This window comes from Terrimonas alba, assembly GCF_042434975.1.
Classification (GTDB): Bacteria; Bacteroidota; Bacteroidia; order Chitinophagales; family Chitinophagaceae; genus Terrimonas_B; species Terrimonas_B alba.
Map to the genome: position 1 here is coordinate 177,625 of NZ_JBHMQM010000008.1, position 11,425 is coordinate 189,049.

Below are 11,425 nucleotides of genomic sequence, written 5' to 3' on the forward strand. Positions count from 1 at the left end.
TTTAATGTATCCTGTCGCCCCGAACTTCTAAACCTTTTATTATTTCTGTTTCGTAGGCCAGCCATTCTTGCCAGCGAGGGCGAACTTTGTCTTTGTCGATATATGTCTCGGCCAGGTCAATGAAAAGAGTATAGTGCCCAGCTTCGCTTTCCATAAAGCGACGGTAGAAATTTTTCAGATACTCATCGTCAAGCCCCTCACTAAGACGTTTAAATCGTTCACAGCTTCGGGCTTCAATCAGGGCCATCATCAGCAACTTGTCAAGAAATCGTGACTCTTCACTGCCGCCTTTTGCTTCAAATTTCAGCAGCTCGTTTACATAAAGGTCTTTGCGTTGTCGGCCCAGTTTGAGCTTACGTTTATGTAATTCAGCCAGCACCAAACGAAAATGTCCCCATTCTTCGGTCACAATCGGAGATAGTTCTATAACGAGCTTTTCCTTATCGCTGTAGCGTTGGATCAGGGAAATACAGGTCAATGCGGCCTTTTGCTCACAATAGGCATGGTCGGTCAATATCTCCTCCAGGGATTTTTCGGCCAGGTCCACCCACCGCGGGTCGGTAGGAAGCTGAAGACCAAGGATGTTTTTAGTGTCTTGCGAAAGCTCCATCCGGCAAAAATAAGCAGGAGAAGGTGAAAAGGCTTTAATTTGCAGGTTCCGGGTCAATTTTGGCCATCCTTTCTTTTGCTATTAGAATTAGTTGCCTTACCTTTGCCGCCACAAAATATTTAGGTTACAAATCGGATGAAAATTTAAAAAAGACAAAGATGCCTTTAACAAAAGAAAAAACAGCCAACATTTTCAAAGAATTTGGTGGTTCTGCTACAAACACTGGTTCTATCGAAGGACAGATCGCTCAATTAACCGAGCGCATCAGCCAGATCAGTGCTCATCTTCAGCAAAACAAAAAAGATTTCTCTACTCACCGCGGTTTGATGGTAATGGTTGGAAAACGCAAGAGCTTGTTGAACTACCTGCAAAAACATAACCTGACTGGTTATCGTCAGTTGATTGAGAAACTTGGAATAAGAAAATAAGACGGCCGGTCCCCATTGAAGGGGAGTTAGGATGGTCTTTTATTCTGAAGTTTCTTTATCCAAAATATAAAGAACAGAATTATTATAAATGATTATTCCCAACCTCTTCAAGGATGTTGGGAATAACTGTTTTTGGTACACAGGTGTTTTACCGCCTTATAGCTTCAACAAATTGCAAACTTTATCCTGAAATCGTTTGACTGATTCTATGTCAAACTTCAAACTTCACAAACTATGTTACAACAACCTATTCGTAAAACATTTGACATAGGCGATGGCCGCCAGGTTACTATTGAAACAGGCCGGCTGGCCCGCCAGGCTGATGGCGCCGTTACGGTATCTATGGGCAACTGTATGTTATTAGCTACCGTGGTAGCTACTCAGGAGCCAAAAGAGGGACAAAGCTTTTTCCCTTTATCTGTAGACTACCAGGAAAAATTTGCTGCCGCAGGTCGCATTCCCGGTTCGTTCTTTAAAAGAGAAGGTCGTCTGAGCGATTATGAAGTATTGGTCAGCCGTCTTATAGATCGTGCATTGAGGCCTTTGTTCCCTGAAGATTATTTCTGCGAAGTACAGGTATTGGTATCACTGATTTCAAGTGATGATCAAATCTTGCCTGATGCCCTGGCTTGCCTGGCAGCATCTGCTGCTTTAGCGGTTTCAGATATTCCCATTAAAGAAATCATTTCTGAAGTAAGAGTGGGAAGAGTAAACGGGCAGTTGAAGATCAACCCCAGCCGTGAAGAGATGGAGAAATCAGATCTTGATTTTATAGTGGCGGCTACTGATAAAAACCTGATGATGGTGGAAGGTGAAGCCAAAGAATGTAGTGAGGCTGAATTGGTGAGTGTGTTACAAGCAGCACATGACGCAATCCGCGTACAGGTAAAGGCGCAGGAAGAACTGAGAGCTTTAAAAGGAATTACAGCAAAAAGAGAATATACCAAACCTGAAACTGATCCTGCTCTTGAAGAAAAAGTGTATGCTTTTGCGAAGCAAAAAGTATATGAAGTAGCAAAAGGTCAATTCAGCAAACACGAACGTAGCGACAAATTCGCTGTCATCAAAGATGAACTGATGGAGCATTTGAAAGCAGGTTTGGCTGAGGGAGAGGAAATGCCTGACCTGACAAAGAAACTCGCAAATAATTATTATAACGACCTGCAATATTATGTTGTTCGTGACATGATATTGGATGAAAAAGTTCGCCTCGATGGACGTGGACTTGAAGATGTTCGTGCCCTCGATATGGAAGTAAATGTGTTACCATCACCACATGGTTCTTCTTTATTCACGAGAGGCGAAACACAATCATTAACCACTGTCACTTTAGGTACGGCGTTAGATGACCTGTTAGTAGAAAGCGCCGCAAAATCGGTTGACTCAAAATTCTACCTGCACTATAATTTTCCTCCATTCTCTACCGGTGAAGTGAAAATGATGAGGGGGCAGAGCCGTCGTGAAGTTGGTCATGGAAATTTAGCCATGCGTTCATTAAAACAAATGATGCCTTCCGGCGATTTTGCATATACCGTGCGTGTAGTGAGTGATATCCTTGAGTCAAATGGTTCGTCTTCGATGGCGACAGTTTGTGCCGGCTCACTAGCATTGATGGATGCAGGTGTTCCAGTTCCTAAACACGTTTCGGGTGTAGCGATGGGTCTTATCACCAAAGGCGATAAATACTCTGTGTTAACGGATATACTGGGCGACGAAGATCATCTCGGCGATATGGATTTTAAAGTAACCGGTACCCGTGATGGTATTTGCGGTGTTCAAATGGATATCAAAGTAGATGGCCTGAGCATGGAAGTAATGAAGCAGGCCCTTGACCAGGCACGTCGTGGTCGTTTACATATTTTGGATGCGATGTATAATTGCATTCCTGCGGCTAACGCTGAGGTGAAGGAACATGCACCTCGCATGGTGAAAATGTTTATTGACCGTGAATTTATCGGCGCTGTTATCGGACCAGGTGGTAAAGTGATCCAGGAAATGCAAAGAGAGACAGGTACTACCATTAACATCGAAGAAAAGAATAATAGGGGTGAAGTGAGTGTGTTCGGTGTAAATAAACAAGGTGTAGAAAAAGCCGTATCAATCATTAAAGGCATTGTGGCTGTACCAACAGTCGGCGATGTTTACGATGCAACGGTGAAGTCAATTATGCCATTCGGTGCCTTTGTTGAATTCCTGCCCGGTAAACAAGGACTGGTTCATATCTCAGAGATAAGCTGGAAACGGTTAGAAACACTCGAGGGTGTCGTAAGAGAAGGCGATACTTTCAAAGTGAAACTAATTGGAACAGATCCAAAATCAGGTAAATTCAAATTATCAAGAAAGGCCTTGATCCCAAAGCCGGAAATGAAACCGAGAGAGGAATCACCAAAAGGTGAATAACAAAATAAAAAATAAAACCCTGACCAGTTCAGGGTTTTTAATTTTTCATAAATGGGGCAGTATATCCAAATCGAGTTTCAAAATATTTCACAGGAGCAATCAGATATCCTTATTGCGCAATTGAGTCAAATCGGGTTCGATGGATTTGAAGAAGGCGCAGATGCACTGAAGGCTTTTATTAGTTCAGATGACTATGATGAAAATTTGCTTAAAACAATTGCACCGTCAGGCGGATTAAATTTTTCAAAAACAATTATTGAGGAAACCAACTGGAACCAGCTTTGGGAATCTGGTTTTTCACCCGTGGTTGTTGGTGACTTTGTCGCTGTACGAGCCGATTTTCATGAACCAGTTGAAGGGGTGAAGTTTGAAGTGATCATCACACCGAAGATGAGTTTTGGAACGGGCCATCATGCGACCACTCATTTGATGATGCAACAGATGGAACAACTGGACTTCGCAGGAAAAAAAGTGTTGGACTTCGGAACAGGCACAGGTGTGCTGGCCATACTTGCAGAGAAACTAGGCGCAAGTAAAATTGTGGCGATTGACAACGATAAATGGAGCATAGAGAACGCAGCCGAAAATATCAGGCGAAACACTTGCTCAAGAGTCGACCTGCAGTTGAGGGATAGCGCAAATTTGCAGGATAAGTTTGATATTATATTGGCCAATATCAATAAGAACGTCATACTCGACAGCCTTGAAACTATTGCCAGGCAAATTAACCCCGGTGGCTATGTTCTTCTTAGTGGATTACTGACTGACGACGAGCAGGATATTTTGGCGCAGGCCCGCAATTTTGGCCTTGAGTTTCGCCAAAGAGCTGAACGAGATAATTGGTTGCTTCTTAATCTTTCACCGTAATTTCTGCAGTTTTTTCTGTTAAATTAACGTTACCTTCTTAGTGATTTTGTTGTATTTTCGTTGTTCAACATCAACACCAAAGATTCTATGAACGAACTTTTAGTTATCGTTCTCGCTTATTTAATTGGTAGCATTCCTACATCAGTCTGGGTTAGCCGATCTTTTTTTGGAATTGATATTCGTGAATATGGTAGCGGCAATGCCGGCGCTACTAATACTTTTCGTGTCCTGGGACCAAAGTGGGGTACAGTGGTGATGATCGTTGATATGCTTAAGGGCACAGCAGCTGTTAATCTTGTTTTATTACTTCCCCAATACGCAGATAGCGAAACACTTTCATTAAACCTTCAGATATGTCTTGGTCTTGCAGCGGTTTTGGGGCATATTTTCCCTATTTGGGCTGAGTTCCGCGGGGGTAAAGGTGTAGCAACATTGTTTGGCCTGGTGTTGGGCATTTCTCCATGGACCGCTTTATCCTGTTCAGGAGTTTTTCTTTTAGTCCTGTTTCTTACACGCTTTGTTTCTTTAAGTTCTATAATGGCCAGTATAGCATTTCCGATTTTCATATTGGTGATCTTTAATGTCGATAACCCCATCTACAGGGTATTTGCTATTGCAGTTGCCCTGATGGTAATCCTCACCCATCAAAAGAACATTGGCCGTCTCCTCAGAGGGAGTGAGAGCAAAGTGCCGGTGTTAAAACATCGTGATCGCCGCCGGCAACGTCGCAGGGAAAATGCTGCTTTTCGCAATCAATAGGTCCTTAAAAAAAATCTTAACATCTTAAAAGAAATTAGTTGCGTTGTATTTTGGTACAATGATTGAATTTTATACTATAAACAGTTTAAAATGCTAAAAAGAGTAAGCTATTTTTTATTAATCAGTACTGTCGTTATTGCCTGTTCAAAGAATACGATAACGGGTCGTAGCCAATTAAAACTTTTGCCTGAATCACAGTTGCAGGCAATGGCTACAGAACAGTACCAGCAATTTTTGAGTACCAACAAAGTAGTTAGTCCTTCGGCGAACAGGGATGCTGAAATGGTAACCCGTGTTGGTCAGCGTATCTCAAGAGCCGTCGAACAATATTACGCTTCTAAAGGCTTGTCAAATGAATTGGAGGGCTATAAATGGGAGTATAAGTTGGTAGAAAGCAAAGATGCAAATGCGTGGTGTATGCCAGGCGGTAAGATCGTTGTTTACACAGGTTTGCTACCAATAACGCAAAATGAAGCTGCATTGGCGGCAGTTATGGGCCACGAGGTGTCCCATGCTATTTTTAACCATGGTAATGAAAGAATGAGCCAGGCAATGGGAGCCGAAGCGGTAGGCATGGGTTTGCAAGTTGCCCTTGCTAATAAACCAGCAGCTACCCAAAATCTTTTTTTGACAGCATTTGGTCTTGGCTCACAGGTTGGCGTACTGCTTCCTTTTTCCCGCAAGCACGAGCTGGAGGCGGATCGTTATGGCTTAATCTGGACAGCAATGGCGGGCTATAATCCCCGTGAGGCTATTGCCCTTTGGGATAGGATGGAAAAGGCTTCAAGTGGCCAAAAACCGCCTGAGTTCTTAAGCACTCACCCGTCAGAAGGGACCAGGAAACAGCAACTGGAAAAATATATGCCGGAAGCTCTTAAATATTACAAACCTGTGGGCAAATAAAATAGATTTGTATCAAGTAATCCCGTCCAAATTCAGTCTGGACGGGATTTTTATTTGATTCAGGCTGGTTAAACCGGTCATTTTCACCTATCTTTGCACTCCCGTTAATGAAAACTCTGACAATGGACGCTATGCGTAGTGTAATTGTCTGAAACTCTTTAAAATAACTTGAAAAGTATGTCTCAAACAGTATTTGAAAAGTTACAACTGGCAGACGAAAAGAATTTATTGATTCAGGGTTTGCCTTCCTCCATCGAAAAGCAATTCAGCAAATTATCCTTCGCCAAAAACATGACCCCGCTTCTGAAAAACAGGAAGATTGATTTTGCTTTGGTGTTTGCTGTTAATGAAAATCAATTAAATGGAATTTTAAAAGACGTAATGCCGTCTTTAAAAGGCGAAAGTAAATTTTGGGTAGCCTATCCAAAGACTACCTCAAAAATTGTTACCGATCTTAATCGGGAATGCAGTTGGAACAGGCTCACCTGCGAAGGCTATGAAAGTATTGAAAGAGTTGAACTTGATCATGTTTGGAGTGCTATGCGTTTTGTGAAAGGAGAGGATACAGCAGAAGTTCCCCCTGCGAGAAAAAGAAAGGCGGCCGCACTAGCAGAATAACTTATTCGTTAAAACTTAATTAGGTTTGTTGTTTATCAGCAAACCTTTTTTTATGCCTTTTTTGAACGTAGAAATAAAAGCAAGTTGTAGTAACCCCGAAGCTATTCGAACCTATCTGAACCAACATAATGCTGATTTCAGGGGCATAGACAAACAGGTAGACACTTACTTTTCGGTCTCAAATGGCCGGTTGAAACTGCGTGAGGGAAATATCGAGAATAACCTTATTTTTTACGAGCGGGAAAATCAATCAGGCCCCAAACAATCTCATTTTGACCTCGTGAAAATCGGGGATGCGGCGGGGTTAAAAGCTGTACTCACAAAATCAATCGGTGTAAAAGTGGTTGTTAAAAAAATCCGGGAAATCTATTTTATTGACAATGTAAAATTTCATATTGACGAAGTGCCGGGACTCGGATCATTTGCAGAAATAGAAGCCAGCAATATCAATGCTGATTTTTCCAGGCAGCAACTCCAGGAGCAATGTGATTTCTATATGAAAGAATTTGAAATAAAACCGGAGGACCTGCTCCAGTTTTCTTATAGCGATATGCTGTTGGAAAAAGATAGAATTATTGAAGACCAAACATATTAACAGCGCTTTAAAGTCATATAATTTGTTTTATATTGTTTAATAAAATCTTTTTATGCGATTAATTAGTTTCCTCCTTTTTGCCATTTTTATTTCGCAGATTTCTTTAGCGCAACATTCCTTAATTAAACTTTGGGAAACGGACACCTTGTTGAAGGTGCCGGAATCTGTTTTATTTGATGCTAGTAATAAAGTGTTGTATGTTTCCAATATTGAAGGAACCGAGCCATGGGGAAAGGATGGAAAGGGCTCCATTGCGAAGGTTGGTTTGGACGGCAAGATAATCGCAGCCGAATGGATTAGCGGGTTAAACGCACCGAAGGGAATGGGCTTACATAAAGGCAAGCTCTATGTAGCCGACATGACAAATATTGTTGTTGTCGATCTGCAAAAAGGAGCGATTGAAAAAACGATACCTGTAGAAGAAGCGGGAGGCTTGAATGATATTTCAATCGGCAGCGATGGTGTAATATGGGCGTCCGATTCAAGAAATAAAAAATTGTACAAGATCGAAAATGATAAACCAACAGTGTACCTGGAAAATCTAAAAGGACCAAATGGTGTATTGATGCGTGGAAAAGATCTCTATGTGCTTGATGCCGGCGGGATGTATGCGGTGAAAGATGATAAAACATTAACAATGGTCACCGATGGGATGGAAGGCGGCACTGATGGCATCGAAAATATTTCCGGCAATGACTTTTTAGTATCCTGCTGGCAAGGAGCCATCTGGTATATCGATGAAAAAGGTGAAAAACAATTATTATTAGATACAAAAGCAGAAAAGAAAAATACAGCAGATATTGGATTTGACCCCGTAACCAAAACTGTGTATGTGCCGACTTTCTGGAGAAATTCAGTGGTCGCTTACCAGCTAAAATAAAATTACTTGCTATGCTGTCCTTGCTTGAAGGGCCTTTCTAGCAGTAACGGATTGTATATAGTACAGGTTTGTAATCTTACAAACCTGTATTGTTTTTAACGGAGATGGAAGCCGTACCTGTCAAGCGAATTAGTGAGTGTTGTAAAACTTTCAGTATCCTGTGAAATAAATTTGTATTTAATATAAACAGAGCGTCAATTCAAGCCGGGCCGTTTGGCATTATCGCTCATATCTTGATCTTGCATTTCGTTGAGGTGCTGATATAGCTTTTTTATCCTGTCATACAAAACGGATGAGTCATTTACAAGCACAGTCTGATGTTTTGCCCAATCCGTATATTTATCCAAACACGTTTCCTGCAGATTAGCAATTGCCATCCATTTGGCACGAAACTCATTCATGTCTTCATCAAAACAGCGGATATCAATTTCCATGATTTCAAAATTGCGGAAAAGGGGCTCCGAAAATTCTTTTTCAAAAAGCTCGACTTTATCATCAAAGTCTGTGAATCTTTTATATACCACGTTGAACTGGTTATGCATGGGTAGCATAATACCCCAATAGCCACTACGTATGTTTTGAAATTCATTCAGCACCTTATTGATTTCCTCCGGCCGGAAGTTGAAAGGACCGGGAGTAACTTCATTTTCTGCTCCTATGCCGATCATGCATTCAGTTCGTATGATCTTTTCACGAAGCTTGTCAAAGGCTTTTTTTACATTTTTGAATTCCGCGGCAACTATTTCAATTACGGGGTTCAGTTGCAGCAACTGGTCTTTAATGGTAGCCAGTTCATCGTGTAGTTCCTTGTATCGTTCAATGAATTTGGTTTCGAATTGGCTGAGGGTGGCTTCAGATTTATAGCTGAAGTGGATCCGTTTTAGTGGATGGAGGATAACGGTGGGTTTCATAAAATATGGTTTTTAAGAATTGGATATTTAAAAATAACTAATATGAAAATCTAAATTGTTAGTATTACTACGTGATTTTCCACGATAATGTTACGTTTGATATCGCGTAGAAATAATTGGCAATGCAACCGGCTGGCAAAATATCGCATCAGAATTACAAACAGTGTGGGTTATTACAAATTGCTCTGAAGCATCCCATTATTTACATTGACACGGAAAATGAGTATGTTTAAGTTAAAAAAATAACTATGCGCAGTTTTCTTTTTGTACTGCTATTACTAATGATAGGCAATGCTGCCGTCTCCCAGCAATTAAGCCAGGCTAGTTTTTCAGGCGCAAGCACCTTAACTTATTTTAGTTTTCTTACCGACCAGGATGTGCTGATACGGGTTTCTGAAGATGGCAGATTATTGGAATGGGGGACAGAACTGAGATCAGAACGGAACAATAATTATTATGCACCCAAACTACAGCCCTTTATGGGGAGAGTTGACTATTACGGCAATGAATCTGATACGGCTTTCAAAGGCAGGGTAAAAAATATCGGCACCTGTACGATCACTTATTACGGGCCACTGGAAACACCGGGCAAAGCCGGAAAATTAAAAACAATTGGCCGGGTCAATCTTGATTATTATACTAATTATGACAACGCTGCATTAAAAGGTAAACTTAGGTTTATAGGTACGCAGGTTTTAGAATATTATTCATCGGTAGAAAATGAGGCCATCAGGGGAAAGTTAAAATCGGTTGGAAACACGCCTATTACTTACTTCTCGTCATTTGATGATAAAATGTTGAGAGGAAAAATAAAAAGCATTGGTACCCTTACCCTGCAGTGGTATACGTCGCTTGATCGCCGGGGACTCGGAGGATCGTTGAAGTCAGGATTGTACCGTCAAAATGTAAATGGCATAACTTATATTCTGCGATAAACGTTGGCCGAATCAGTCTAATCCCAATAGGTTATTTTTCTTTGTTCAAAATATAGCTGAAGTCCTCGTTGCCGGTTAATGGATTTTCATTTTCATCAGTAAAAAAAAGGATGTTTTCATCTGCTTTTAAAAGCTTTAAAAATATTTTTCCGTTTTCATCCTCTAACTCGTAGATGAATTGTCCATCTTTTGTCGAACGAATTTTCCAGCGGCCTGTTTTGCCATCCACTTTTCGCCAGGGTGTGCCCCATACCTTATAGGTCGTCGGGTTATTGTTGGCTGCATCAGCATAGAACACAAGTTTCCATTTCAGTTTATAACACGAAGTTCCCTGGGGAATGATACCAGGCACGGCACATGGCGTTCTTCCGGTATATAGCATTGAGTCTGGCAAGCTGGTTGTTGGGGCTGTTATATTGAGTTTGCTGGCTTCGACTGGTGATAGACTGTTTAGCACATAACTCCAGCCTGAGTTTCCGATTAAAAGAGCATTGCTGGAATCTGCGAGATGAAGTAAGTTCTCATTCAATTTCAACAGTTTTAGTTCCTTTCCATTTTTTAAAAGGGTATAAAAATTATTATCGTGCCTGCATTCGCCACTAAATTGTACCGACTTGCCCCCACTTATAAACCCATTGGTATTCGGCTTGCCCATTCCATAATTACAAATCAGGGTAAAATTGTTTTTATCAATTAATAATTTCCACCGCATAAAATCAATGGAGTCTGCCAGGGGGATGCCGAAGAAAGAGCGGACAACAGCACCAACAGGAGTGCTCCCGGTGTACGATTTTTCTTTGCTGTTGACGCAGGACGAAAACAGGATCAAAACAAACGCAAGAATGAATCGCATAAATTGAATTTGGGTCTAAACTTCGGATTGTTTCCTGATCTTCCACGCAAAGTTCCACTAACGGACCGGTTTTCTTGACGAAAGGAATAGCGTTGTTTCCATGTTGTCGCAAACCACCTTTTTATTGTCGCTTTCACACAGCCGGTAGAACATAAGGTTGCCGGATATTTGTAACGTAAAACGAAATAATAATAAAAAAATACAGCAATGGAAACACAAGAAAAAACCATCATCACAGTACAAAATACCGTGAATGCACCGGTACAAAAAGTATGGGAATATTGGACAAAACCTGAGCACATAACGCAATGGAACAATGCTTCGGATGATTGGCACACACCATGGGCAAAAGCCGATTTTCGGGAAGGTGGAAGTTTTAGTGCCCGGATGGAAGCAAAGGATGGAAGCATGGGCTTCGAGTTTGGAGGTGTTTACGATGTTTTGCGGACCAACGAGTATATCGAATACACGCTTGGTGATGGCCGGAAAGTAAAAATTCGTTTTACGCCTGTTGGTAAAACAACCGAAGTAGTAGAAAGTTTTGAAGCGGAGGGCACGCATTCCATTGAAATGCAAAAAGGCGGTTGGCAGGCGATTCTGGATAATTTTAAAAAATATACTGAAGCAAATTAAATCTCATTTCTGGTTCGTTCATAAAAAAGTATG

The 11,425-nt window shown here is 41.2% G+C and carries 13 protein-coding genes; 10 read left to right on the plus strand and 3 right to left on the minus strand.

What is annotated here, in order from left to right; translation table 11 throughout:
• Window position 1 precedes the first annotated feature (1 nt).
• Complete coding sequence (locus ACFEL9_RS21930) at window positions 2-610, minus strand: MiaE family protein (RefSeq protein WP_385894607.1); 609 nt, start codon at window positions 608-610, stop codon at window positions 2-4.
• Window positions 611-768: 158 nt separating this feature from the next.
• Between ACFEL9_RS21930 and rpsO the strand changes: the two genes are divergently transcribed.
• From rpsO to ACFEL9_RS21970, 8 genes are all read left to right on the plus strand, one after another.
• On the plus strand, window positions 769-1,038 hold the full coding sequence (rpsO, locus tag ACFEL9_RS21935; RefSeq protein WP_276502191.1) for a 30S ribosomal protein S15: 270 nt from the start codon (window positions 769-771) through the stop codon (window positions 1,036-1,038).
• Window positions 1,039-1,272: 234 nt separating this feature from the next.
• Window positions 1,273-3,438: a polyribonucleotide nucleotidyltransferase gene (gene pnp, locus ACFEL9_RS21940; RefSeq protein ID WP_385894609.1), complete on the plus strand. Its 2,166-nt coding sequence runs from the start codon at window positions 1,273-1,275 to the stop codon at window positions 3,436-3,438.
• A 51-nt stretch (window positions 3,439-3,489) separates the two neighbouring features.
• Window positions 3,490-4,305, plus strand: a complete 816-nt coding sequence (prmA, locus tag ACFEL9_RS21945) for a 50S ribosomal protein L11 methyltransferase (RefSeq protein ID WP_385894611.1) — start codon at window positions 3,490-3,492, stop codon at window positions 4,303-4,305.
• Window positions 4,306-4,392: 87 nt separating this feature from the next.
• The gene (gene plsY, locus ACFEL9_RS21950; RefSeq protein WP_385894613.1) at window positions 4,393-5,064 is read left to right on the plus strand and encodes a glycerol-3-phosphate 1-O-acyltransferase PlsY; all 672 of its coding nucleotides are present in this window, start codon (window positions 4,393-4,395) and stop codon (window positions 5,062-5,064) included.
• Between the two features lie 90 nt (window positions 5,065-5,154).
• Window positions 5,155-5,967 carry a M48 family metallopeptidase gene (locus ACFEL9_RS21955; RefSeq protein WP_385894615.1) on the plus strand — a complete coding sequence of 271 codons (813 nt, stop codon included), beginning with the start codon at window positions 5,155-5,157 and terminating at the stop codon, window positions 5,965-5,967.
• A 177-nt stretch (window positions 5,968-6,144) separates the two neighbouring features.
• The gene (locus tag ACFEL9_RS21960) at window positions 6,145-6,585 is read left to right on the plus strand and encodes a hypothetical protein (RefSeq protein ID WP_385894617.1); all 441 of its coding nucleotides are present in this window, start codon (window positions 6,145-6,147) and stop codon (window positions 6,583-6,585) included.
• 52 nt (window positions 6,586-6,637) lie between these two features.
• Window positions 6,638-7,180, plus strand: a complete 543-nt coding sequence (locus ACFEL9_RS21965; RefSeq protein ID WP_385894619.1) for a class IV adenylate cyclase — start codon at window positions 6,638-6,640, stop codon at window positions 7,178-7,180.
• 52 nt (window positions 7,181-7,232) lie between these two features.
• Window positions 7,233-8,060: an SMP-30/gluconolactonase/LRE family protein gene (locus ACFEL9_RS21970; RefSeq protein ID WP_385894621.1), complete on the plus strand. Its 828-nt coding sequence runs from the start codon at window positions 7,233-7,235 to the stop codon at window positions 8,058-8,060.
• A 194-nt stretch (window positions 8,061-8,254) separates the two neighbouring features.
• Here the strand turns inward: ACFEL9_RS21970 and ACFEL9_RS21975 are convergent, their stop codons facing one another.
• Complete coding sequence (locus ACFEL9_RS21975; protein WP_385894623.1) at window positions 8,255-8,971, minus strand: hypothetical protein; 717 nt, start codon at window positions 8,969-8,971, stop codon at window positions 8,255-8,257.
• Between the two features lie 248 nt (window positions 8,972-9,219).
• Between ACFEL9_RS21975 and ACFEL9_RS21980 the strand changes: the two genes are divergently transcribed.
• The gene (locus ACFEL9_RS21980) at window positions 9,220-9,906 is read left to right on the plus strand and encodes a hypothetical protein (protein WP_385894624.1); all 687 of its coding nucleotides are present in this window, start codon (window positions 9,220-9,222) and stop codon (window positions 9,904-9,906) included.
• Window positions 9,907-9,937: 31 nt separating this feature from the next.
• Here the strand turns inward: ACFEL9_RS21980 and ACFEL9_RS21985 are convergent, their stop codons facing one another.
• The gene (locus ACFEL9_RS21985; RefSeq protein WP_385894626.1) at window positions 9,938-10,759 is read right to left on the minus strand and encodes a hypothetical protein; all 822 of its coding nucleotides are present in this window, start codon (window positions 10,757-10,759) and stop codon (window positions 9,938-9,940) included.
• Between the two features lie 207 nt (window positions 10,760-10,966).
• Here ACFEL9_RS21985 and ACFEL9_RS21990 point away from each other — a divergent pair, with 207 nt between their 5' ends.
• Window positions 10,967-11,392: an SRPBCC family protein gene (locus tag ACFEL9_RS21990; RefSeq protein ID WP_385894627.1), complete on the plus strand. Its 426-nt coding sequence runs from the start codon at window positions 10,967-10,969 to the stop codon at window positions 11,390-11,392.
• The last annotated feature ends 33 nt before the right edge of the window (window positions 11,393-11,425 follow it).

Excerpts from the sequence above, each read along its gene's own strand:
- ACFEL9_RS21970 (WP_385894621.1), top strand. The coding sequence starts at position 7,233 with ATGCGATTAATTAGTTTCCTCCTTTTTGCCATTTTTATTTCGCAGATT.
- ACFEL9_RS21975 (WP_385894623.1), bottom strand. The coding sequence starts at position 8,971 with ATGAAACCCACCGTTATCCTCCATCCACTAAAACGGATCCACTTCAGC.
- ACFEL9_RS21980 (WP_385894624.1), top strand. The coding sequence starts at position 9,220 with ATGCGCAGTTTTCTTTTTGTACTGCTATTACTAATGATAGGCAATGCT.
- prmA (WP_385894611.1), top strand. The coding sequence starts at position 3,490 with ATGGGGCAGTATATCCAAATCGAGTTTCAAAATATTTCACAGGAGCAA.
- ACFEL9_RS21930 (WP_385894607.1), bottom strand. The coding sequence starts at position 610 with ATGGAGCTTTCGCAAGACACTAAAAACATCCTTGGTCTTCAGCTTCCT.
- pnp (WP_385894609.1), top strand. The coding sequence starts at position 1,273 with ATGTTACAACAACCTATTCGTAAAACATTTGACATAGGCGATGGCCGC.
- ACFEL9_RS21990 (WP_385894627.1), top strand. The coding sequence starts at position 10,967 with ATGGAAACACAAGAAAAAACCATCATCACAGTACAAAATACCGTGAAT.
- rpsO (WP_276502191.1), top strand. The coding sequence starts at position 769 with ATGCCTTTAACAAAAGAAAAAACAGCCAACATTTTCAAAGAATTTGGT.
- ACFEL9_RS21965 (WP_385894619.1), top strand. The coding sequence starts at position 6,638 with ATGCCTTTTTTGAACGTAGAAATAAAAGCAAGTTGTAGTAACCCCGAA.
- ACFEL9_RS21960 (WP_385894617.1), top strand. The coding sequence starts at position 6,145 with ATGTCTCAAACAGTATTTGAAAAGTTACAACTGGCAGACGAAAAGAAT.
- ACFEL9_RS21955 (WP_385894615.1), top strand. The coding sequence starts at position 5,155 with ATGCTAAAAAGAGTAAGCTATTTTTTATTAATCAGTACTGTCGTTATT.
- ACFEL9_RS21985 (WP_385894626.1), bottom strand. The coding sequence starts at position 10,759 with ATGCGATTCATTCTTGCGTTTGTTTTGATCCTGTTTTCGTCCTGCGTC.
- plsY (WP_385894613.1), top strand. The coding sequence starts at position 4,393 with ATGAACGAACTTTTAGTTATCGTTCTCGCTTATTTAATTGGTAGCATT.